Source organism: Natrinema sp. SYSU A 869, assembly GCF_019879105.1.
Classification (GTDB): domain Archaea; phylum Halobacteriota; class Halobacteria; order Halobacteriales; family Natrialbaceae; genus Natrinema.
The window spans coordinates 732,262-756,346 of sequence record NZ_CP082248.1; the positions used below are offsets into that span (position 1 = coordinate 732,262).

At 56.3% G+C, this 24,085-nt stretch carries 17 protein-coding genes and 4 pseudogenes; 12 read left to right on the forward strand and 9 right to left on the reverse strand.

The annotated features are described in order from the left end of the window. Genes K6I40_RS07405 through K6I40_RS07420 form a run of 4 tightly spaced genes read right to left on the reverse strand, consistent with a single transcriptional unit; the run spans position 1 to position 4,226 of the window. A complete protein-coding gene (locus K6I40_RS07405; protein WP_222914080.1) occupies positions 1-1,209 on the reverse strand; it encodes a hypothetical protein in 1,209 nt (402 codons plus the stop codon). Further along, positions 1,210-2,064, reverse strand: coding sequence for a hypothetical protein (locus K6I40_RS07410; RefSeq protein ID WP_255681534.1), 855 nt, complete (start codon positions 2,062-2,064; stop codon positions 1,210-1,212). Beyond that, the gene (locus tag K6I40_RS07415) at positions 2,061-3,815 is read right to left on the reverse strand and encodes a hypothetical protein (protein ID WP_222914083.1); all 1,755 of its coding nucleotides are present in this window, start codon (positions 3,813-3,815) and stop codon (positions 2,061-2,063) included. Before K6I40_RS07415 ends, K6I40_RS07410 begins: the two co-directional genes overlap by 4 nt. 30 nt (positions 3,816-3,845) lie before the next feature. Continuing rightward, positions 3,846-4,226 (reverse strand): pilin, encoded by a 381-nt coding sequence (locus tag K6I40_RS07420; protein WP_255681498.1) that lies wholly within the window; start codon positions 4,224-4,226, stop codon positions 3,846-3,848. Positions 4,227-4,631: 405 nt separating this feature from the next. Here K6I40_RS07420 and K6I40_RS07425 point away from each other — a divergent pair. The 4 genes and pseudogenes from K6I40_RS07425 to K6I40_RS07440 all read left to right on the forward strand — a co-directional run. Further along, a pseudogene (locus tag K6I40_RS07425) lies at positions 4,632-5,291 on the forward strand (DNA-binding protein); the annotation flags it as partial. 56 nt (positions 5,292-5,347) lie between these two features. Beyond that, positions 5,348-6,344, forward strand: a pseudogene (locus K6I40_RS07430) (IS630 family transposase). A gap of 319 nt (positions 6,345-6,663) precedes the next feature. Beyond that, positions 6,664-6,864 (forward strand): hypothetical protein, encoded by a 201-nt coding sequence (locus tag K6I40_RS07435; protein ID WP_222914089.1) that lies wholly within the window; start codon positions 6,664-6,666, stop codon positions 6,862-6,864. Continuing rightward, a complete protein-coding gene (locus K6I40_RS07440; RefSeq protein ID WP_222914091.1) occupies positions 6,861-8,069 on the forward strand; it encodes an archaea-specific SMC-related protein in 1,209 nt (402 codons plus the stop codon). The genes K6I40_RS07435 and K6I40_RS07440 overlap by 4 nt, the downstream gene beginning before the upstream one ends. A 639-nt stretch (positions 8,070-8,708) precedes the next feature. Here K6I40_RS07440 and K6I40_RS07445 read toward each other — a convergent pair. Then, positions 8,709-9,491, reverse strand: a complete 783-nt coding sequence (locus K6I40_RS07445; RefSeq protein WP_222914092.1) for an IclR family transcriptional regulator — start codon at positions 9,489-9,491, stop codon at positions 8,709-8,711. A gap of 423 nt (positions 9,492-9,914) precedes the next feature. Between K6I40_RS07445 and K6I40_RS07450 the strand changes: the two genes are divergently transcribed. Then, a complete protein-coding gene (locus tag K6I40_RS07450; RefSeq protein WP_222914094.1) occupies positions 9,915-10,973 on the forward strand; it encodes a TAXI family TRAP transporter solute-binding subunit in 1,059 nt (352 codons plus the stop codon). Positions 10,974-11,301: 328 nt separating this feature from the next. Here the strand turns inward: K6I40_RS07450 and K6I40_RS07455 are convergent, their stop codons facing one another. Next, the gene (locus K6I40_RS07455; protein ID WP_222914096.1) at positions 11,302-12,486 is read right to left on the reverse strand and encodes an enolase C-terminal domain-like protein; all 1,185 of its coding nucleotides are present in this window, start codon (positions 12,484-12,486) and stop codon (positions 11,302-11,304) included. Between the two features lie 191 nt (positions 12,487-12,677). On the opposite strand from K6I40_RS07455, the pseudogene K6I40_RS07460 reads away from it, so the two are divergent. Next, positions 12,678-13,903 (forward strand): annotated as a pseudogene (locus K6I40_RS07460) (mandelate racemase/muconate lactonizing enzyme family protein). Here K6I40_RS07460 and K6I40_RS28965 read toward each other — a convergent pair. After that, entirely contained in the window at positions 13,874-14,098 is a 225-nt protein-coding gene (locus tag K6I40_RS28965; protein ID WP_345779382.1) for a hypothetical protein, read from the reverse strand. The pseudogene K6I40_RS07460 and the gene K6I40_RS28965 overlap by 30 nt on opposite strands. A 39-nt stretch (positions 14,099-14,137) precedes the next feature. Between K6I40_RS28965 and K6I40_RS28970 the strand changes: the two genes are divergently transcribed. Together K6I40_RS28970 and K6I40_RS07470 are read left to right on the forward strand one after the other, a co-directional pair. Then, on the forward strand, positions 14,138-14,722 hold the full coding sequence (locus K6I40_RS28970; protein ID WP_345779383.1) for a D-2-hydroxyacid dehydrogenase: 585 nt from the start codon (positions 14,138-14,140) through the stop codon (positions 14,720-14,722). 193 nt (positions 14,723-14,915) lie between these two features. After that, positions 14,916-16,109 carry a CoA transferase gene (locus K6I40_RS07470; RefSeq protein WP_222914098.1) on the forward strand — a complete coding sequence of 398 codons (1,194 nt, stop codon included), beginning with the start codon at positions 14,916-14,918 and terminating at the stop codon, positions 16,107-16,109. 18 nt (positions 16,110-16,127) lie between these two features. Here the strand turns inward: K6I40_RS07470 and K6I40_RS07475 are convergent, their stop codons facing one another. Then, on the reverse strand, positions 16,128-16,811 hold the full coding sequence (locus tag K6I40_RS07475) for an enoyl-CoA hydratase/isomerase family protein (protein ID WP_222914100.1): 684 nt from the start codon (positions 16,809-16,811) through the stop codon (positions 16,128-16,130). Between the two features lie 93 nt (positions 16,812-16,904). Between K6I40_RS07475 and K6I40_RS07480 the strand changes: the two genes are divergently transcribed. Continuing rightward, positions 16,905-18,197, forward strand: coding sequence for an acyl-CoA dehydrogenase family protein (locus K6I40_RS07480; protein ID WP_222914102.1), 1,293 nt, complete (start codon positions 16,905-16,907; stop codon positions 18,195-18,197). Positions 18,198-18,313: 116 nt separating this feature from the next. Here the strand turns inward: K6I40_RS07480 and K6I40_RS07485 are convergent, their stop codons facing one another. After that, positions 18,314-19,507 carry a mandelate racemase/muconate lactonizing enzyme family protein gene (locus K6I40_RS07485; RefSeq protein WP_222914104.1) on the reverse strand — a complete coding sequence of 398 codons (1,194 nt, stop codon included), beginning with the start codon at positions 19,505-19,507 and terminating at the stop codon, positions 18,314-18,316. A 208-nt stretch (positions 19,508-19,715) separates the two neighbouring features. Here K6I40_RS07485 and K6I40_RS07490 point away from each other — a divergent pair, with 208 nt between their 5' ends. From K6I40_RS07490 to K6I40_RS07500, 3 genes and pseudogenes are all read left to right on the forward strand, one after another. Then, positions 19,716-19,964, forward strand: a complete 249-nt coding sequence (locus tag K6I40_RS07490; protein WP_222914106.1) for a hypothetical protein — start codon at positions 19,716-19,718, stop codon at positions 19,962-19,964. A gap of 267 nt (positions 19,965-20,231) precedes the next feature. Beyond that, a complete protein-coding gene (locus tag K6I40_RS07495) occupies positions 20,232-22,322 on the forward strand; it encodes a TRAP transporter fused permease subunit (protein WP_222914107.1) in 2,091 nt (696 codons plus the stop codon). Between the two features lie 381 nt (positions 22,323-22,703). Next, positions 22,704-23,771: pseudogene (locus tag K6I40_RS07500) on the forward strand (IS4 family transposase); the annotation flags it as partial. Between the last annotated feature and the right edge of the window lie 314 nt (positions 23,772-24,085).

Here is a 24,085-nt window from a genome sequence, read left to right on the forward strand (position 1 = left end):
TCACCACCTCGAGACCTTCTCTTTCGTGTTTTTGAATCCACGCTTCGCTCGAGTCGATGTCTTCTGTGTCGCCTTGCGGGCATCATCTGCGGCTTTGTCACGCATGCGACCCGTCTTCGACTTCCGCAGGTTGTTGTATCGGCCGGCGTGAGTCTTCGTTGAGCGAGCCGAGGAGCCGAGTTTGTACGCTTTCGAGTTACCGCTCTCGAGTGTCGTCTGGCCGCTCTTCGTTACAGCACCAACCTGGTTGTCTGCGTATCCACGATGGACGTTTCGAGCACCACGGACAGCCTTTCCAGAGGTGCGCTTTGCCTTCGCAGCCCCAGATTTGGCTGCTGCAGGATTCGTTGCGGTAACACCTTTCTGGGCGATGGTCCGCATTGCCGGGCTACTCCAGTAGACCGTCATGACCATCGCAATAATCGCTGTAGGGATCAGTGCTAGTCCGATGAATAACGAAAAGAGACCCTTAACCGAGGTCTCGAGCCCGCCCACCTCCCATCCAATTCGGAAGAGGATCGCTGGCGGAATCCCAGCAAGCACTAATCCCGGGTAGACACCTGCAGCTTGACGTGCCATGTTCGCCGCTGGACTAAACGGCCAGGCTTCCATTGACCAGAGAACGCCCAGCAACGGCATTATTGGCGTTAATACGCAAAGAGCGATCCAGCGGAGAGCAACAACGAATCCTGCGATGACCAAGAAGAAGTTCGATATGACGACCATCGCAAGAATGGCAAACGTGCCTCCAAGAGAGGATTGGATAAGACCACCGAGCCCTGCTGACATCTCGTCAGTCGGGGCTATCGTCATTCCGACTGCGTCGATGAACTGCAGCGGAATCGATACCAGTGGAAACCAAACGAAGGTACTCATGAATACAAGTCCAAGTCGTCGCAGGAGCTGCTTTCTCCGATACTCGCTCATCGAACCCGCTCGGAGACCAACAAACGCAAAGCCGATGACTGTCATCATGATCGCTAACGGCATGATATACGAGAGGTACACGTCTTGATACAGACTCTCCCATGGCGTGTTGTCTGGAACTCCAACAACCATATATCCCGAATCCGATTTTGGGGTTGGAACTCCGACGATAGGTCCTAAAACCGCTTCATAGATATTATTGACAAGACCGAGAAGGGCATCGGTGAAATCTTCGATGACGTTCTCGATTGCGTTCTCAACCTCTTCTTGCAGCCATGCCATTCAATTCTCACCCTCACTAGGTGTGGATTCAGTAGAGCTGCCATCGCCGATGGTGATTTCACATGACTGGTCGCCTCCGTACTTGATTTGCTGAGTGTATGATGGGTCTGATCCGACCTGAACAACAGCCGTGACAGTCATCGGTTCTGTCTCAAGTTCGCTACAGTCTAGCGAGTGAACTGCACCGTCTGTCGCATAGACTGATCTCTTAGAATAGACTGTAGTCTCTCCCGGCGGCAAGCGCGTTTCATGGTAGTACGACTGCGATTCCTTGGACTGTAGTCGGGCGACTGGTGCCCCTGCCCATTCGAGTTCGGTGAGCAACGATGGAATTGTTCCTTTATTCTTGATTACGACAGCTGCATACTCATCCCAGACAGGCGAATTCTTGTCCCAGTCCATGTCGGGGTTCTCTGCCGCCCACAACACGTCCGTGATCGTACAATCTGCCTTGAGCGTGATCGTTGTCGTACCGAGCTGTTGGTCTCCATCGAGGGCAATTAACTCATATTCTCCGGCAGGAGTCTCATCTGATTCTCCGAAAATTTCGAACGACGTCTTGGTTTCGCCAGTCTCGAGACGCTGTTGATCGTGGAGTTCACCATCCGGATCGACGAGGTTGATGAACTCGACCGAAGCATCATCGGTTACTTCGATCTCGAGACTCTCTTCGACGATCTTGACGGAATTGAATACGTCGCTCCCGTCGGCACTAATTCCATTCCCGTCTGTACTATTGTTCGGGGAATCGGACTCCGACGTACAGCCAGCAAGAGCGGCTGTACTCACGCCGAGGCCAGCGAGGACTGATCGACGAGCGATACGACTCTCGTCCGTATGAGTGTCTTCTGTCATTGTTGAGTTGTAAGTCCGAGAAACGTGCCTCCAGACAGGTAGTCAAAGCCGTAAACGGCTAGCGCGACCGGCAGGAACCAGAGGAGCGTTACGAGGACTAACTGAACGAGTTTCTGGAAGGCAGGATACTTCGGGGGAACCTTCGCACGGTCCTCCGCTGTGCCGTACAGGTGGTCTGCACGCCACCACTCCGCTGGGACGTACTGACCATCAACGAGCAAGGACGGCCGCCCCTCAAGTTCGAGAACGGCCATTCCACTGGCGTTCACAGCGGCCGACTGATTACCGACTTCGACTCGCCCAGTCGTAATCGGATCGCTGGTCGCGTTCTCTGTCACCGTTGCCTGAACGAGGACTCCTGTCGAGTTCGCTTCGAGGACCGTCAACTCGAGGTTCGTTTCGCGAACGGTTCCGTTATCATCGATCGAGACTGTCCGTGACTGGCCGCGAACGATGCCGTGAACGGCCACTTCATCGACGGTTGCTACTGGAAGCGTTCGCGATTGGACAGCGATCGATGTCGTGTTCACATAGCGATCGGCAGTCGCAATATCGATCCTGTTCGGGAGTGATGGCCCCTCTTGTTCGCTTCCCCACGTCTCTTCGATCGCTACTGGTGGCTCAGCATTATCCGTCGCCGTGCTCGAGATATCCGGTTGTTTTTGCGTGGGTATGGCATGGACCTGTGCTGGGCGAACGGTCGAATCCGTGCGGGTGGTGTCCGTCTCTGTCCGGGACACCATCGTCTGCCAGCCGTCGACTCCGGCGGAGTAGAACCGCCAGTTTCCTCGAAGACGAGTCTCACTGTCGATATCGATTGCTGACCACGTGGTACCTGGATGGACGACGACACCGGTGCGGTTCTCGTCGCTCTCGAACGTCACTCGTGTTCCGCTACTCTCGTCGAATTGAGTAACGACTGTCTGGCGAGAGTCGGCTGCTGTTACCTGCTCAGTGGGATATTCGGTTTCAATCTCCCACTCTCCGCCACAGGACTCTGTAGTACTGTTGTACTCCTCGCACGTTCGCATTTCGTGACGAAGGCGAACAGAAACGTCAACCTCGATGGAGAGGTTCTGCGTCCCTGACAGCCCACTGTACTCGAGTGTGGATCGATGGTTATTGTCGGAGTCAAGGACCCGATCGTCCACCTGTAGTTCGACACTGTCGATATCAGTCTCGGCAATCGACCATCGGTCGCGGACCGATCCATTGGGATCGTCGTCCGGAACACGGACTCGATAATCGGTAATCGCGAGGATCTCTCCGTCTGGAGCGATGTATCGGGTGGAGTTATTCCCCGAATGCAACACCGTCGACGGCTGGACTGCAACGATGCTCGCATACGCATCCCTGATGTAGAGCCCGTTCTCGAGTTGTGCACCCTCGGGATGAATCGACGTTTCCTCGTCGCCGGGAGCAAAGTCCTGAATATCACCGCTGTTCCAGGTCTCGACGTCTCCCATCGGTTGTTCGAACGGAACGTCTGTCGAGCCAGCAAGTCGGGTGGAAAACTCCGCAGCGGAGGACACGTTGGCCTCGAATTCGTCACTCGAGCGGTTCCTCTGCTCGAGGTCTTCCGACCACAACAGTGGGAACCGCGTCTCGCTCACACCATACGCAGGTCCGTCATCGGGGATCACCGTACTCGAGTTTGGCTCAGCTGCAGAGGCTCCTGCAGTCAGGCAAACAATGCCCCCGCTCGCAGCGAGGAGCGTAAGGGCGATGACGATCGGACGTGGCGTGGTCATTGGCTTCAGTCAAATGCGCCGTTTAGTGGGTTAGAACGGCCGCACACAGTCTGAAAAGCCAAATCCCATCTGACTGCCGACCTTGTCGATGAGTTCTGGTGAGATCAGGGCAAGGACGATGATCCCGAACCCGATACCCGACATTACGAGCCTCTCCTTGGCTTGGTTCTTCTTCTCTGGATTCCCACCAGCACGCATGTATGAAAGACCAGACCGACCAACGTAGAATCCGGTTGCAGGAAGTCCGAGACCGGCAACGGCGCCAAAGACGATCCCGATTCCAGTCTCGACACCGGTCCCACAGTAGACGTCTCCGACCTCCGACTGCGCAGCTACTGACCCAGAGATGACGATCAAAAACACGAGCCACACTGCCAGTGGCTGGATTGTTGACCTAATCTGGCCGAACAACCGGCGAGTCCGGGTCGAGAAACTGAATACCGAATGAGGGCATTTGGTGACCGATTCGGATGACTCACGAGGTGAAGTATCACTCATAATGGTGGATATTTGGACGTCGTGTTCCCAGCAGCGTCTCGAGATCAACGATCTCAGTCGCTGATTCGGACAGCTCATCCCACATGGAGTTGCTCCCACGACGGGTGATATTGCAATGGGCTATCAGCCCAGTCACTGCTTTGTAAGCCAGTCCAGACGTACTGGGGCTGGTCGTCTGTCTGAGAAACCACGCGTCGGCAGTCTGGCCTCCAGCTATCGTATTGAGTATGTTACGTAGTATTCCACTTGATTCCATACCTAACATCATCTCTTTAGTAGTTGGAATAAATAAATATTTCCATAGCCTATCACCGATATGAGTCCCCATCGTACCATCCGAAGGTGGAGGTTCTGGTGAATAAGTCGATGAACGACAACGAGGCATGGGCCGATCGTCACGAGGTGACCGAGCAGATCAAGGAGACGCTGTTGAACGCGCTGTACTGGGAAGACATCTCGCTTGGTCCCGACGGCAGCAGCGTCTACGTCGCGGACGACCACTTCGACGCGGTCGCTCGAGACGAGCCGGGCGAACTGTACGAAGACCCGCCGCCGCGCCTCGAGGCGAAGACAGACCACCTGTTGATGACGACGCTGCGAGATATGGGCGAGATCGCTCGCGACGTGTCCGAGACAGTTGTGACTGAGGCGGTGCGACCGTCGACGATCTCGCCGACCAGCTGGGAAGCATCCCGCGACGATCTATCGAGCGATCGACGACCTCGGCGAGATGCTCGAGTTAAACTAGGGCGGCGTATCGTTCCAGGCCCGGAAGTACCGCGAGGAACTGCGAGCGCTCGTCGAGCCCGCCGAGTACGCGATCGAGAGCTACGCCGATCGGATGCAGCACATCATGGGCTTGGCCGATCACGTCGCCGAGTCTTCTCCCTTCTAGAGTGGCTCGCGAAGAACGGGGCCGACCTCGAGTTCGATAATCAGGGCGAGCCCCGACGGATGCGGATCGATACTCTCCTGACTGAAGGCCGATATAGTAACAGTTAGAACTTTCTACTCAGAGACTGTTGCCAAACGCAGTGGATCATCTCGACGAGATCTCTGTCGAGGAATTGCAAGATGCTCTCGACAACGTGGAGGGAAAGAAGCCGACACAACGTCTCTTAGCAGCAATAGTACAAAAACGGCGTTACGCAGACTGAACTAGCCGAGTGGTACGACGTTCAGCGACGGACGATCTATAGCTGGCTCAAGCGACTCGTCGGTGCCGAGTCGCTTGAGCAGGCCGTTACTGATGCTCACTGATCTGGGAGAAACCGAAAACTCTCAGAAAACGAGCAACAAGAATTTGAAGAAACTATCCACGAATCTCCTAGGGAAGTTGGGGTTGACGCACCGGCGTGGACGCCAGCGCTCGTCCAGCAGTATCTCGACGAAATGTACGATGACGAATACTCAATCCCGAGTTGCCGGCGGTTACTCAAAGAAGCGGGATTGAGCTATCAAAAACCACGCCGTACAGCTGCCGAGTCAGAGGCTAACGAGCAAGAAACATTCCGCGAGGAACTCAAAAAAGCGGCGGGAAATGGACGCCACAGTAGTTTGTCTCGATCAAACCAAGAAATCCGTCCAAATTGAGCCGCGTGCCGCGTGGTTTCCGCGCGGCACGCGGCCATCTGTCGAATTATCTGGGTAACGTGATTGGACGTGTTTGTTGGGCGCGATCACCGAAGACGGTGATCGCTTTTTTGCTCGATTCGAAGAGTACGTGACTAGCGACCATGCAAAACATTTCACTCTCGCGTTATACAAAGAGTTTGAAGATGACTTGATCGTCGTACTAGATGGAGCACTGTACTTTCAGGCGTCGGCCGTCACGGACCTGGCGGCCCGTGACGACCTCGCCTTCGTCACGTTACCGGCGTATTCTACCGGACTAAATCCAGTCGAAGAGTGTTGAGACAATTGCAAACGGCTCTCAGTAACCGATTCTTTGAGTCACTTACCGAGCTTACAACAGCGATCGACAACGCCCTCAACCAACTCTCGGCCCCAAAGATGAGTGATTATTTCTAATGTCTACTATAGACACTACCAGTGAGACTCGCCTCGAGAGCGCGATGACTATCACCGATGGCAGACATTCACCGTGAAAGATAAGGAATGCGGCCGTCAAGGCGGGAATCTTATTATCCAACCATCCTGAATGGTGGATGACTAATAGTATCATATGGTTATTACTAATAATAACGTAATATCTCGTCGATGAGAGAATGTTATACGTCCCGGCGTAAAGAGATCGATCTCGAGACCGATTAATTACATTCATACACTTGTAAAACAAGTGCCCTGGGACTGTCGCATGTGTGTCCAGTTTCGTTACCATTCAACATTGTTGAACAAGCCGAACCGCTTTACGCATTTTGGAGAGCGGGAACTTGAGGAGGAGAAACGACGATTCCAGTCGAAAATGTCAGAAATGGAAGCGGAACTCGAGAAATTAGACGCTGAAGTCGAGGAAACGCGAGAGGAGAAGGAAAAGTACGAAGAGAAGATAGAAGAGCTGCAATCGAAACAACGGAATTCCAGAACGTGAAGCGTCGGATTGAATCCGAATGCGAGAGCCTCGAGAACCTCGAGGACGAGCTTGAAGAGCTGATGGACGACCTGCCCAGTCGAGACGAGATCTCCGACGAACGTATTTCGCAAATCGAACAGGAGATTCAGCGCCTCCGCGGACAGGTGCAGCGGATCGATTTGACGGCCGGCGATCTCCAGTCAGTCATCCAGTTCAACGAGCAATTCTTGGAGGAGGGACAGCCGGACTTCCTTGAGGGGTTCGAGGACGATCGGTCACCCAGTGGCGAAATCACTGATAAACTCGTCGATGATACTGAAGAGGTCGTCTGCTGGACGTGTGGAAGCAAGGTCGAGCGATCTCAAATCGAGGAGACGCTCGACCGGTTGCGGACCATCCGAAACAACACGATAAGCGATAGGCAGCCCCTCAAAAGCCAGATTGACGAATTAAAGGACGAAAAGTCGACGCTAGAGAGCGAACAGCGGAAAGCCGAACAAATACGACAGAAGATCACGGACGTCGAGGCCGAGATCCACCGCCGCGAGGAGACGTTAGAGACCCTCCGAGAGCGCAAAGCGGAGCCCTCAGAGACGATCGACGGACTCGGTGCGGAAGTAGACGAGTTCGAAGGCACTGATCAGAACGAGATACTCGAGGTACAGAGGGAAACGAGTCGGCTCAAAGTTGAACTGAGTCACCTCGAGGGAGAACTCGCTGGCATCGAAGATGAGATCACGACCGAACTAGTTGACCTTCGAACACATGTCGAAGATTTACAACAGCAGGCCATCGAGGAGTTTGACAACCACATGGCTGCCGTTCTCGAGCAACTCGACTACGATAATCTCGAGCGCATTTGGATCGAACAGACGGAAACCGAAGTCCGAGAAAGGCGCCGAAAGGTGGTGAAGGATCGGTTCGACCTTCACATCGTTCGCAGTACCGGTTCGGGAACCGTCTACGAGGACACGGTCGATCACCTGAGCGAGAGTGAACGGGAGGTGACCGGGCTCGTATTCGCTCTTGCCGGGTACCTTGTCCACGACGTCTACGATCACGTTCCGTTCATGCTACTGGACTCCATCGAAGCCATCGACTCGAACCGAATCGCACGACTCGTCGACTACCTAGCGGGATATGCGGGCTATCTGGTGGTTGCACTGCTCGAGGAAGACGCGGCTGTGCTGGACGACAGCTATCCTCGAATCGAAATGATCTAACCGTCCCTGTCCCGTTTTTCGACTCTGCGTGTCACGTTCCCCGGTCAGAAACGCGCGAGCGCCGTTTTCGGTTCGGCTTCACGTTCGGTCCGATCGCGTGTCCGTCCGACCGAACCGATACCGATCACCGAGGGCGACCTCCGCTCGGGTCTCCCGCGTACACTGTTGACTCTGACGTGGATCCGTGTCCCACCGGTCCGTATCCGTCGAGACAGGCTGTTACTAATATGAAATAGACACACATAGTTATTTATTCCAATAATGTCCATTTTAATGCAGTGCATAGAGAACAGTCTCGATGTTTCCTCAAATTATCCCCTCTCCCATTCACACTTCAACTTTTTATGCTGTCAGCGAGTTACACTGTGGGTAACTCACACGGTGGCGCGTATACGGCGGTAATATAGCGTGTTGTGCCGATCGACAGCGATAGTGACGAGTAGATCGGGATTGTACAATTGAAGACGAGCAGGGAGAATTTTCAGTCTCTCATCCGAATCGAATGGGAGAGTCGCGAGGATGGAGGTCGCTCTCACCGAGGGAACGAGAGCGAGAACCGATACAATTGGGGACAAACGATGGTGCTCTCACGATTTTCGCGTCAGGTAGGTATCGAGTGTCGTTGCCGGCTTCCGGCTCTCAGGAATGAGTGAGATTCAGTTCGATCTCGTTGACCAAGCTCCTCATCGTCTCGATAACCTCCTTGGTTTTCTTTTGCTTCCGTAATCTGTGTACTGGACCGGAAACGGCGCACGCACCGATGACGTCCTGATCCGGCGTACTGACGGGAACCGCGATAGAGTAGAGCCCCTTCGTGCTTTCCTGATTGTTGATGGCGTACCCCTTACTACGGATTTCTTCTAACTCTTCGTAAAGCGACTCTTTGCTAGTAATCGTGTTTTCCGTGGCAGCGAAAAGTCCGTATTGATCGATGATCTCCTCCACCTCGGACTTCGGCATGGACGCGAGCATCGTTTTTCCCGATGCGACCTGATGAATCGGGTATCGGTATCCGATACGTGCACGGGTTAAGACGCCTTGATGCCCCGACTCTCTGTATATGATCACGGTGTGCCCTCCTTCGCGGACCATGTACTGAACTATCTCACCCGTCTTCTCTGCGGCCTCGACCATTCTCGGTTTGATAATTCTCGTCCCATCGATCTGATCGCGGACGAATCCCCCGAAGTCCAGATACCGTAGACTGAGTCGATACTTGTTTTCCTCTCTCATAACGAACCCGTGCTTCTGGAGCGTCTGTAGATGTTTATAAACATTTGCCCTCGAATTGTCTGTCGCGTCAGCTAATTCGCTGACTTTTGGCGACTCGAACTCCATTAACGATTCGAGTATCGTTATCGACGTTTCCACGGATTTTATCGTCCTCGTTCCGGAACCGGGGTCTGAGTTCGAATCGGTCATGCCTACCACTATCAAACATGCTTCACCCACTTATTGTTTCCTGTGAGTAACAATAATTGGCGTCCAGTTCACGATGTGATATCACCAGTAGTCGGATTCCACGCCCCGTTGCCCTCGCGATCTCTCTTCATCGGGACGGAGCCTCGTCGCTTCTCATCTCGTAGCCGTTCTTTGGATACCGAGACCAGTCTCGTAGCGAGACGACGGGTTACTCCCGAGCGTGCCACACGATTATTTAGCGCTCGTCCGTACCATCTCTCCGTCAGCTGGAAGCGTGCCTCGGTCCCCGCTCAGCGAGCTGCACCGCTCTCGACTTCTCTGCTGGTCCTGCCAGTGGACGATACAGCGTTGTCCCGCCCGAGATGCATATAGTGTAAATAATTGAACAGTATTTTTAAATAGCAAGGCATGGCAACAAGCTCCATGGGGTTTGATAGCGATCGACGCGACGTAGTGAAAGGTATCGCAGGGATCGGACTGGCCGGTATAGCAGGCTGTATGGGCGGCAGTGGCGGGGGTTCGAACGGCATCGCTATCGGTCACACTGGTGAGGGATCGATTGCCGGCGGCGTCGCACTTTCGATCCAGCGCGTGATGAACGAGCATTCCGACGAAATCGATGTTGCACCGGAAGGGACCGGTGGCGATCCGTCATCGGTCCGTCTCCTCGAACAGAGTGAACTCGAAGGCGCCGTTATGGGTCCCTACAGCATCCTCTTCGCCGAGGAGGGAACGACGCCGTTCGCCGAACAACAGCCTGATCCGGAGCAGTTACCGCTTCAGTGCTTCTCCGGCGCACTAATCAACGGAATGTGGCTGGCGAGAGAGGATACGGACCTCGAAACGACCGACGACCTTATCGACAGCGATGCCCAGATCTGGGCCCTCGATCCGGAGTGGGGATTTTACTCCCTCGTCCGGCAGATTCTCAACCAAGTCGAGCTCGATAGTGGTGAGACGTTCTGGGAGAATATCGAGGACCGGCTGGTCAACGTGTCCAGTTCCGACGCTGCAGGTGCGATCGAGGAAGGGAGGATCGACGCGGCGATGACGCTCGGTTCGAGTTACAGGGGACTCCCCTCGTACGCCGCCGAAAAAGATGCGCGCGCTGATTTGAAAGCGCTCAAGCAGTCCGAGAGCATCTACGAGACCGTCGATTCACACCCCGCGATGACAGCCGAATACGTCTCCCCGGACGTCTGGGGCTGGGAGCAGGACCTCGGAGTAGACGAGATGCTGTCCTGGTCGACGCCCCACACGCTGTGGCTCTCTGAGGACGTCGAAGCCGACGTCGCGTACGATATCATGTCGACGGTTCACGAGAACGGCGAAATGTACACGAACACGGCGGAGACGAACCTCGACCTGACTGCCATCGAAGACATGGGGTACGTCTATGGGGACTTCCCGTTCCACCCCGGAGCGCGCGATTTCCTCCAGGAGAACGACCTCTGGGAGGATAGCTACGAAGTGGGCCGTTGAAGACGAGATGCAGTTCCCTTCTTCGCTGGAATCGAACCGCTATCTGTCTCGCTGACGGTTCGTTGTTCTGTCCGTCCGGGGTCGATACACCGTCACGGGCGGACAACCCGATCCGATAGATAACTCGGTTGCGGTTGCCGTCGAATCCAGGAATAGCTACGAGCTGTGCACAGTCGCTCGAGCATACGTGGCCGAGTACGATGGCGAACACCGGACCGGGAATTCGAAGAGAGATGCGGAGCATCCCGTTTCCGTCCCGGCTCCAACCCGAGTGCACCAGTCGATGCCGGATGGGGGGACGCGTTTTCCGCGCCGGTGTCTACCGTGCTTACTCGTACGATCGCTTCCGCGTGCTCTTATCGGAAATATACTCCCAGTCGTACGTGACGCCGAGGCCCGGTCCGTTCGGGACGGTGACATACCCGTGGTCGTCAACGGCGTCTATCCCGTCCCCGTATTCGCCCTTGTAGACGGGCGGGTCGTGAGTGACCGAGTGATTCGGGTGGGCGAGGCCGAGTTCGTAGTAGTTCGTGTTTCGGACGGCGGCGATACAGTGGCGTTGGGCGGGACCACAGATGTGGTACTCGACGTCGAGACCGAGCCCCTCGGCGACCCGCGATATCTTCATTGCGCCCGTAATCCCGGCGTCGTACTCTGGATCCGTTCGGAGAAAGGTCGTCGCCTCGTTGACCGCGAAGTCGGTGTGGGGCTCGAGTCCCCGAACGTGCTCCGTCTGGAGAAGCGGCGTTTCGATTTGGTTCTTCAGCGTTTTGCTCCCGTGCTGGGAGGTGCCGAAATCGCGACCGGGATCTTCGAGCCAGAGGAACCCCTGTTCGTCGCAGGCCTTCCCGACTTTGAGAACGTCACCAAAGGTTTCCAGTTGGCCGACCGGATCGTACATGAGGTCCATCTCGTCGCCCACGCGGTCGCCCACCGCGTGGATCAGGTCGACTTCGCGTTCCACGTCAAGGCTCGACGCCTTCGCTCGCCATCCGTGGAGTTTGAACGCGGGAAAGCCGGCGTCGAGACACTCTTCGGCGAAGTCCGCGTACGCTGCTGGCGAATCGAGACCGCCGTTATCGTCCCCGAACGCCGTCGACGCATACGTCGGGATTTCGGTCCGGTACGTTCCGAGTAGTTGGTGTATCGGAGCGTCGTGAAACTTCCCGGCGATGTCCCAGAGGGCGATGTCGATCGGTCCGATTCCCATCCGATCGTACTTCCGCAGGATCAGCCTGAACTGGTTCCAGTGTTTCTCTCGTTCGAGCGGATTCTTCCCGACGAGATACGGCGCGATCGAATCGATCTGTGCGAGTGCCGGTCCCGGTGGAGAGTTCAACGAGACGAACGTGCCGTCGATATCGGCGTCTGTCTGGATTCGAACCGCCAATACCGTCCGCTCATACGAGCTGTCCGGGCTGTATCCCGGATAAAACGAATCCAACGGCTTCTCCATATTCTCTATCGGATAGGTGAACTCGATACACTCGATGCCCGTTACTGTCGGTGACATACCACACGGGTTTCACACCTGACTATAATATTTGATCGGCGGTGGTCTGATCGCGCGTTCTACGGCGAGACTATACGGACGGAATACGGCTACCGGCCAGGAGACCGTCTACGTAAACACTCGAGGGCCCGTTCAGGTGGGAGAACGTCCCGTCTACGGGCTAGGTAAATTATTTGGTGGTTCATCTGGCAATGAGTAGCATGGGTATCAAACGCACCCTCTCAGGAGACCGGTTAGCGTTGACAGCCGACCGCTCTCCCGAGACGCGAGATGTGGAGATAACGGACATACAGACGGCAGTGGTCGGAGAGAGCGGGGAGTACGGGAGTTTCCTCTGGACGTTCGTCCGCGTTTACACCGACGCAGGTATCGTCGGAACCGGCGAAGCGTTCCCGGCCGGCGGGGTACCTCGTGACGTCGAGCGGATGAAACCGTTGCTCGTCGGCGAGAACCCGATGGATATTGATCGGCTGTGCGAGCAACTGTACGAACGGATGACCCTCGAGGGATCGATCGGCGGAACGATCGTGTCGGCGATCTCAGGGATCGAAATCGCGCTCCACGATATCGCTGGGAAATCCTGAACGTTCCGGCGTACCAGCTGCTGGGCGGGAAATATCGCGACGAGATCCGATGCTACTGCGACTGTGAACACGAGCGCGGATGGGATCCCGCCGATTTCGCTGACGAAGCCGAGCGAACCATCGACGAGCACGGATTCGACGCGGTCAAGTTCAACTTCGATCTCCACAGCGGCATCGAGAAGGATTACGCGAACCGACACCTCCGACCGCCAGAGATCGATCACCGCCGGGCCATCGCGGAGGCGGTCACCGAGCGCGTCAGTGACCGCGCCGACGTCGCCTTCGACTGCCACTGGGGATTCACTGTCGAGTCGGCCAAGCGGCTCGCGAAGGCGATCGAACCGTACGATGTCTGGTGGTTAGAAGATCCCGTTCCGCCCGAGAATACCGAGGTGCAGACCGACGTGACCGATGCGACGTCCACGACGATTGCGACTGGTGAAAATCACTCTCGGAAGGAGGGGGTCCAGCCGCTGGTGACCTCGGGGGCGGCCGATGTCCTCCACATCGACGTTCCGAAGGTCGGTGGAATGCGGGAGACGCAGAAAATTGCGAGCATGGCCGACACCTACGCGATGCCGATGGCGATGCACAACCTGAGTTCACCCGTCGGAACGATGGCAAGTGCGCACGTCGCGGCAGCGATCCCGAACTTCCTGGCGCTGGAGTTTCACTCGTACGACATTCCGGAATGGCACGACCTCGTCGAGGAACCGGTGTTGACCGATGGATCCGTCAACGTACCCGAACGTGCCGGTCTCGGTCTCACGCTCGATCTGGATACCGTCGAGGAGCACCTGGCGTCAGGCGAATCGATGTTCGACGAGGTGTAACGCCATGCGTGTTGAACGACTCGGCATCCACGAATCGGTACGAACCGTCTTTCCCCCGAGGAGCTCGCCGATCACCTCGCTGATTCGGATCCCGACGTCGAGGTCGTCGCAGACGACGAAATCGATCAGTGCGATGCGCTCGTGACCTTCGCGTACAAGGATCACTTCCTGGACTGCGGTCTCAGCTGGCTCCATTCGATTCAATCTGGCGTTGATCAGTTCCCCTTCGACGACTTGGAAACGAACGATATCGTGCTCACCAACAGCACGGGCATTCACACTGACAGCGTCGGCGAGACCGTTATCGGGTACATGCTCATGTTCGCACGACTCCTGCATCGGTACCGCTGGAGTCAACGCGACCGTGTCTGGGATCGGCCGAACTGGAACGAACCGCACACGCTTGAGGGATCGTCGCTCTGCGTCGTTGGGCTCGGCACGCTCGGCGTCGCCGTAGCTGAACGTGCATCAGCCCTCGGAATGGACGTTTCGGGCGTAAAGCGAACGGTCGAACCCGTCAGATGCGTCGATCGAGTGTATCCGCCCGATGAACTCGAAACCGCGATCGCCGATAGCCATTTCGTGGCCCTCGCTGTTCCACTCATCGACGAGACGAGGCGGTTAATCGGGAAACGCGAACTGGAGACGATGCGTCAGGGCGCCTATCTCATCAACGTCTCTCGGGGTCGCGTCGTCGATCAGGATGCGCTTGTCGAGGCACTTCGAGAGGAGGACATCGCTGGCGCTGCGCTCGACGTCTTCGAGACCGAACCTCTCCCGTCCGAGTCGCCGCTCTGGGAGATGGAAACGTCATCGTAACCCCTCACACGGCAGCTCATACGCGCGATTACTACGTTCGAGTTGGGGAAGTACTCCGGGATAATCTCTCGCGCCTGCCGACAGAGCGGTCGTTGCGGAACAGAGTGGTCTAATATCGCCACCGGTAGCTGCCCCAACATACTTTTCCTGACAAATCCGAATTGTTTTGTACCATCGTGTGTGAGTGTTTCACATGCTAGATGGTGTAAAAGTACTCAGTACCAGTGTCTACCTTGCCGGCCCATTCGCAACTCGCATGCTCGCCGACCTCGGTGCAGACGTTATCAAGGTCGAACATGTCGATAAGGGTGACCAATATCGCTATCTGGGGCATTCCTACGACGAGGGGACACCCGACGATCTCACATACAGATTCATGCAGTACAATCGCGGGAAAGAGAGCATCGGACTGGACCTGAAATCGGAGCGGGGCAAGGAAATATTCAAGTCGCTCTCTGAGGAGAGCGACATCCTTCTCGAGAACCTCCGGCCGAAACAGATGCAGAAGTTCGGACTCGGCTACGAGACGATCAGCGCACTGAACGAGGACATCGTGTACTGTTCGCTGTCCGGGTACGGTGAGACGGGACCGTACAGCGATCGGGGCGGAGTCGACACGCTCATCCAAGCGATGAGCGGTGTCGTCCATCAGAACAGTGCCGACGCCGACCAACCCAGCCTGACCGGCATCTACATCGCCGACATTACGGGAAGTATGTACGCGACGATCTCGGTCCTGGCCGGATTGGTATCGAGATACAACGGGCACGGCGGCACGCACATCGATCTCTCGCTGATGGACGGGCTCGTCTCGCTTCTCAACCACGAGGCCGCCCAGTACTCTTCCGAGGGGAGTGCACCGCCGGAGATCAAGTCGAGCCTCGTCCCACAGGGAGTCTACGAGACCGAGGACGGTGCCGTCGCGTTGAACGTCCTCGACCAGCACTGGACCGCGTTCTGTGACATCCTCGGATTCGACGACTGGATCGAGTCCGGCGAACTCGACGATCCGTGGGCTCGCCAGGAGTCGAAGGAGCGGGTCGATAGCCGAGTCCAGTCTGTGATGAAGACTCGCCCGACGGACGCGTGGCTCGATGAGTTGCTAGAAGCAGACATTCTCGCTGCCCCGGTCAAAACGGTCGACGAGGCCTTTGCGAACGAGTCGATCCAACACCGCGATATCGTCCGAGAGGTTTCCGATGAGGCGATTGGGTCCTACACAGAACTCGACTTCCCGGCCCTCTTCTCGAACTACACGACCACTAGCGATGACGTCCCGCGGTTCGGAGAACATACGCCGTCGATTCTCGCCGAGTTGGGATACTCCGAAGACGAGATCGCAGAGCTGTACGTCGACGGCGTCGTCAGCGACTACACAGAAACCTGAGACCGTCGAACGCGATCGCTACGGGTAGTTCTCGAATTCGTCGCGCTCGATCCCGGATCGAAGCACTTCTTTCGTCTTCGCGTACGCCGACGGGTCGTAGTCGACCAGCTGGTCGAGCAGCTTCCTCGCCCGATCTTCGACGTTCGCTTCCGGGACGACGTCCGAGACGATACCCCACTCGAGGGCCCGTTCGGGCTGGATGGCGTCGCCTTTGAGCGCGATCTCTCGAGCGATGTTTCCGCCGACCGCTGTCTCTAACATCGCTGTCGAATAGCCGGACGTCACTCCGTACTTGATTTCCGGTTTGAGAAGTTTCGTCTCCTCGCCGGCGACGGTGAAATCGCACACCATCGCCAGTTGAAATCCCGCGCCGACTGCGCCGCCTTTGGCGGCCATGACCGTCGGTCTGGGGTAAGCCTCCAGCTGCTCGTATACTTCGTTTATACCCTCTATCAGCTCCCGTTTCCGTCTCTCGTCGTCTCCGCCGACAATCGCTGTATCCGCTCCGGCAGTCGTTACGGATCCGTTGCCCGTCAGCAGAATTCCGTGCTGCGGATCGTCGTTCAGTTCGGACAGGAGGTCACGCAGCGAAGTGATCAGTTCGACGTTCAGCGCATTTCGTTTGTCCGGTCTATCGAGTTCGATGACGAGGACGTCCTCGTCTTCCGTTACGGTCACTGATTCGACATCAGTCTCAACCATACCAGTACGGTATCACACCGGGAGTAATAAGATTCATGTAGAAATACTGGTATCTCGGAGGTTTTAATTCCTCGGGCATAGTTACCTTTTACCATGATAGGGAAAGATACGACTCTCTCGGACGGTGAACAACAGTACCTCTCGGACGCTATCGATACGCTCGAGAACGAGATCCTCGTCGGTCGGCTCGGCTCCGATCACTTCGAGGATCTCGACAATAACGAGGAGTCCCGTGGAGACTGGGCCGAGTACATGCGCCGGATGGGGGAGCACGATTTCCTCGGTATCGCAATCCCCGAATCCGAGGACGGCCCCGGCGGGACGTTCGTCGAAACGGTGCTGGCCGAACAGTCGATCGGATACGCCGGGACGATCGTCCACGCCTGTCAAGCGTCGCTGACCCAACACATCGGCCACACGCTGTACAACCACGGGAACGAACATCTCAGGGAGGCGTACCTCGAACCGATGCTCGACGGCGAACTGATCGTTTCGCAGGCGTACACGGAACCGTCGAGCGGAACTGATCTCGCACGCGTGGATACGACGGCTGAGAAGGTGGGCGACGAGTGGATCCTCGATGGTCAGAAGCGATTTATCGATTTCGCGAAGTACGGTGACCTCTACTTCCTGCCCGCTCGGACGAGTGGCGAAGACGGCGACCGCGAAGGGATTTCACTGTTCGTCATCGACGGCGACGCCGATGGCATCCAGCTTGTCGACGATCAGTCCGACTGGCACGGCTTCCGGGGGACGGGCGCAGCGTGGATGACGTTCGATAACGTCCACGTCCCCGAGGAGAACATAGTGGGAGAGGAAGGGAGTGCTTGGCCGTACATGACCAACGAACTCAACCTCGAACACCTTACCGTCGCCCGTTACTGTCTCGGTGCGAGTCAGAAGGCCCTCGAAGTCGCTGCGGACTACACCAGCAACCGCGAAGTCAACGAACGCCCCATTTCGGAGTACCAGGGAGTCAACCACAAGGTCGCTGAGATGGCAACGAAGCTCGATGCCGCGTACCTACTCAATACCCGGGCAGCGCGCATGCTCGATGAAGATGGTATTTCGGCCGGACGGATGGAGGGGGCGATGGCTAAGTGGTATGGAAACGACTTGGCCCACGAAATCGCTGACACCTGCATTCAGATCATGGGCGGGATCGCGACGACGGACAAGTATCCGATCGAACGGACCCAGCGCGACGTCCGGGCCGGCCGATTCCTCGGCGGTGCGAGTGAGGTGATGAAAAGTGTCGTCCAGCATTATGCGTACAAAGTGCTCGCGAGCGATGATTTCAACTCGGACTACGTCGGCAACGAACTCGACGAGGTACCGTGGAGCGACGAGGATCCGCCATCGAAACTCGCGCCGACTGATAACTGACGCGCTCATCGAGCGGGCGTTCCTCGTATCCGCGGACAGGAGCAACGAACGACAAGGTCCGAAGTATTTCCACTGCTATCGAACCAAGAGGTAGAGGCGGAGAGCCCCGTCGGTGATCAGTCGGTACCTTCGCGGTGAACGTACTGATCGGGCTCCGGGCGGTACGTATTGGCGTAGGACTCGAAGGCCGACTCGTCGAGTTCGACTCCGAGTCCCGGCTTCTCCGGTGGGATCAGATCACCATCTTCCCACTCGATACCGTCTTTCAGGATCCGGTTATGGAATCCGCCCCACGACTCGAGGCTCTCCTGCATGAGATAGTTCGGCGTACACGCACACAACTGGATGCTTGCCGCACCCGCGATCGGGCCGGCAAACATCCATGGAGCCATCTGCGCGTAGTTGGCTTGCGCGATCGCGGCCATTTTCCGAGCTTCGAGTATCCCCGTGAGCCCCACGTTCGGTTGCACGATTCGAACGCCGTTCTCGACAGCCTGGGACATCTGGTGGACGGTCAACAGTCGCTCGCCCGTCGCGACAGGAATGGTCGTCGACGATGCGACCTTCTGCAGTTCGCCGAAGTTTTCCGGCGGAACCGGTTCCTCGAACCACAGTGGATCGTACGGTTCGAGACGAGCAGCGAGCCGGCGGGCGATATTCGTGGGCAACTGTCCGTGTGTCCCAATCAGAATGTCCGCTTCGTCACCGATCTCTTCACGGACGGCTTCGACCGCCGACTCTGCGTACTCGAGTTCGTCGTACCGAACGTCTCTGGGGCCGTCGATCGGCCGGACGGGATCGAGCTTGATGGCAGTGAAACCCTGGTCGACGTAGTGCCGGGCTGCCTCGGCTGCCTCCTCTGGCGGCGCAGGTGGTTGCCATTTGTAGTGGATGTACGTGTATGACCGGATCCGATCGTTGACCTTCCCGCCCAGAAGATTGTATACCGGTTGTCCCGCCACTTTGCCCATGATATCCCAACAGGCCATCTCTATCGCACCAATGACCATCGCTTGAACAGGACCGGGAACGTGGAGGAAGTGGTAATCGTTGTACATACGCTGGCGTAACTTCTCTACGTGGAAGGGATTCATTCCGATGGCAAATCGCTCCAGGTCCTCTAGCGCCTGTACTGTGGTTCTGGCCCGGAATAGTGTCCAGTTGCATTCGCCCAGTCCGACGATCCCTTCGTCCGTCTCGACCTCGATAAATATCCAGTTCGTCTTGTTCCAGAAGTGTCCGTCCTCGACTACACCCTCACCGTCCGGTGGAATCGACACTATACGCGGCTCGATGCTAGTTATCTCCATGCGATGATGTGACATACTACCATGATATATATTAAACCTTTCCCGAGATGGGGTTTCGATCCACCGAAAATTACGGTGGCGTCTCGGGGCTCCCTGCGTTTGAGTCCGTAGATGTCTTCGGCGAACCCACAGCGGAATCAGCCTGAGCTAGCTCGGTGAGACTCGAATGGGGACCACCTTTTATTAGCTTTCATCTCGTTCTTGACGTATGGACTCTGATGGACACTCAGGTTCCTCTCCTGACGGTACGGACAGCGTTGAAGCGGATCCAGCACCTATTGATAGCATTGAGGATCGCGCGTTAGATATTCCCGTCTATAACCGCGTACACGAATTCCTCAAATCGGTCAAAGAATCGAAATATCAACCGATGAAGCTGGCGTTGATTCTCGTCTGGACAGTGGGGTTCGCGTACTGGCTACTCGTCTATCTCGGCGTCCTCTCGGTATCCTTTTAGACGCCGCCGCCCCTCCTCACTGGCGCTCAAGCGCGGCTCTTCTGCACGAGAATGAGGGGCCGGTTCCACACTGAACTGCCGGTGCGATCAGACAGGTGCCAGAGTCCATGACGGGTAAGAGAAACGATCCCGGTGAGAGGTCGGGATGGAATTCGCCATTTGTTCGGCTGGCCGAAAGCGATAGATTCCCTTACCCCTTCAGAGAGGGAGATTCCCGGCCAGAATCGGGATTTCAACGCGACCGTTATACTCGCGCGAACACTTAATATGATCGTCATCACCAACACAAATGACAGAAACCTTTATATAGTGACACAGGGATTTTCAGAGCATGCGAGCCACGGTATAACATCCCATAGAAAAATGACTACGAATTCAGCACACGAATCTCCGATGGACTGGGACAAAATTTTACAATCGATTCTCATAGCGGTCGCGATAATATACTGGGCTATCGTCATCCGCTATGCCTGGCAACAGACGATGCCGCGAGCGAAGTATTCGATCCTCTTCGTCGGCGGTTCGATTGTCATCTACGTGCTTGATGAAGCGTTGGCTGCCTACGAGGAAGAGAATACGTTAGATTACGTCGTACTCGGGTTAATAGCGCTCATCTCCGTGGTTTTCACGTACTACCTCTACACAAACTTCGAACTCCTCTACTACGAGCGAGTCGGCTACTCGCTTCCCCACGAGTACCTGCTGGGGGTGATCATGATATCTATATTCGCGTATCTTACGTATCGATCCTACGGGCTCGCCTTCTTGGGGGTGTTGCTAGGGGCGCTTTTCTACGGGTACTACGGCCAGTACTTCCCGGGATTGCTCAACCACAGCGGGTACAGTTGGACCCGGGTCGTGAGCATTCTCATCTGGGAATGGGAGGGGTTCTACGGAAGTATTACACGAATCGTTGCCGCATGGGTGGCGTTATTCATCCTCTATGCTGGACTTCTGACCGAGTACGGAGCTTTCGATCTCATCCTCCGAATCAGCTTTAAAACTGCCTCGTACATCCGTTCAGGTATCGCTCAGTCGGCCGTGATTGCGAGTATGATCATCGGATCGATTAACGGTGCACAGACGGCAAACGCCGCGCTGACCGGATCGGTCACGATTCCGATGATGAAAGAGAGCGGCATCAAACCGAAGACGGCCGCCGGAATCGAGGCCGTCGCATCGTCTGGCGGGCAGATTATGCCCCCAATCATGGGGGCAGCCGCGTTCCTGATGGCCTCGTTCTTAGGAATATCGTATTTCGACGTGATCGTCGCAGGACTTCTCCCTGCGACCATCTTTTTCATCTCCGTTGCTATCGGCGTGCATTTCACTGCGATTAATCAGATCGGGGGGAAGAGCATGGAGATTGAGGATTACGTCGACGAGACGCGGTCGTTTCGAGCTCTCGTTTTCGACGGACTCAAATTCGGGATCCCCTTCGTCGTCTTGATCTACCTGCTCGGCGTCGCACAGTGGACGATCATGACATCCGCGTTAGTGACGGTCGTGTCGATGGTCGCGACGGGGGTCTTCTTCCCGCTCCTGGAGAATGTCGTCGTCGACGACCGGGAACGGTTTAGTGCAGTGTTCCTCGATTCGCTCCGCAACACCGCCCAGGGAGCGAAATCGGGAGCGAATATCATGGCTCCGATCGCATTGATTATCGCGGCGATCAACGGAATCGTGGATATCCTCGTGTCGACTGGGATGCCGGGCATCTTTTCGCTAGCCCTCATGAACGTCTCCGGCGGTTCTCTGCTCATGGCGGCTATCTTGGCGATGTTCGTTTGCATCTTGCTCGGGATGGGAATGCCGACGGTCGCGGCCTATACGATCGTGGCGATTCTCATCGCCCCAACGCTCATCGAACAGTTCGCTCTCGCCGAGATCGCTGTCCATTACTTCGTGTTCTACTCGGCGATTCTCTCCGGATTGACACCGCCAATCGCGATCGCCGTCGTGATCACGACCGGAATCGCGGGATCCAACTTCTGGAGAACGTGCATCGAAGCGCTGAAACTGTCGTTCCCTCTGTTTATCCTGCCGTTCGTGTTCCTCTACCATCCGGAAATGGTCAGTGACGGGCTCACGCTCGTGTCGCTCGCATCCGCTGGTATCACCCTCTTCGGCGCGATGTCGATCAGCTTCGGACTGAACATCGTCAATCCCCCGTACTTCACGGCGGTCTCAGAGCCGTTCTCTCGCAGGGCCTTTCAGCTGATATTCGTTTCGTTAGGAGTCCTCGCAATGGCCCATCCCAGCAATTTCCTTCGTCTCGCGACGTTAGCCATTAATTTCTCACTCCTGGCCGCGTACTACGGACGGATGCCATCGATCTTTGACCGGCCGGTGTCGTAGTCAGTCTGCTTCTGCTACTCTCTGACTCGATTCGGCCCTCAGTTGGCTGTCGGAAGCCTGCTCGTTCGGTTCGGCGCTGATCAGTATCGCACTCAATGAGCGATCGAACGCGAAACTCAGCGTGCATCGTCGGCTAGGGCTGAGCGCCTATCCTCGAGACGAGTGACGGCCCGCCCTTTTGTTAATGGATTCGCCTGCGGCGTCTCGAACCGTCCGCAAAACACTGTTACCGTCATCCGTCTTTAGCTAAGCGAAGAACCGCAGTACAGCAGTAGCTTATCGAGGCTTCTTTTCGAGAGGAATGAGGAGGCAATAGCTGTGTCCAACAGCCCCTCCTCATCCAAGATTATGCGTCGGCTCACTACACTGTTTCCCTCCGAGTTCTATCACCGGTTGACGCCGTCTCTTGCAGAGTACTTCCGCGACCTCGTCGAGCACGGCCTCGACGAGGTCGCTGTCCCTGACACTGGTAACGCCGATATCGACCGATTCAGGGACGTGATGATCGCTGATGGAACCGTCCTGCGGTTGCACGAATTTCTCTCCGAGGAATACGAAGCCCGGAAAGAGGAGCAGGCTGGAGCAAGGCTCCACCTGCTCCACAATGCCACCGAGCAGACGATAGAACGGCTCGACGTTGCTAACGAGAAAACGCACGACAGCACGTTGTTTAACACAGGATCGTGGCTCGAAGACCGGCTTGTTCTTTTCGATCGTGCCTACTTCAAGTACCGCCACTTTGCGTTGATCGATGAGAACGACGGCTACTTTGTGAGTCGGCTGAAAGAGAGTGCAAACCCGGTCGTAACGGGGGAATTACGGGAATGGCGCGGCCGCGCCATTCCCTTAGAAGGTGAGCAGATCCACGATGTTGTGGATGATCTGCACCGCGAGTACATCGACGTGGAAGTTGAAGTAGCATTTGACCGAAGACCATACGGAGGAACGCAATCACGCGATACGAAGCGGTTCCGCGTCGTCGGCGCCCTCCTTGCGGACGCCGACGACTACCACCTATATATCACAAATCTCCCGAGAGACGAGTTCCTACCGTCAGATCTAGCCACGATCTATCGCTGTCGGTGGGAGGTAGAGTTGTTGTTCCGTGAGTTGAAGACGCAGTACGAACTGGACGAGTTCGACACGACGAAGAAGCATGTCGTCGAAATTCTGCTGTACGCGGCGTTGCTGTCACTGCTGGTAAGTCGGGATTTGCTCGATCTGGTCACCGAACAGGCGGACGATGAGATCGTGTTTCCGCCAGAACGCTGGGCGGCGACCTTCCGGTCGCACGCCCAGCTCATCCTTCACGAACTCGGCGAGTGTCTTGGCTACTCACCGCCACCGCTGCTCGATCGACTGATCGAAGACGCACAGAAGATCCACCAGCACCGACCAGTGTTACAAGAGACGCTCGCTACCGCCACACAACCGAGGTGTAAGTCTTAGCTAAAGACGAATGCTGTTACCGTTTTCCCGGCCTTCACGGGGCGCTCTGGGTCTCGTAGATCTGTGGAGTCTATTCTTTCCGACGCAGAAACCCGGCTGCCCCTACTCACCGACCGAGGGCGGAGACCGAAGTACAGTAGAGAGCGGGGTAGTTCACTTCGTTCGACTCCGTGTGAACCCGGTCACACGTCGGTGAACTACTCTCCACGGTGGTTGCTTTCGTTGTTCACGGCAGATCTTCTTCCGGCTCGCGGAACGTCGATCGACTCGTCACCGCTACACTCGCAATAACGGCTTTCCGTTCGAGGGATGCG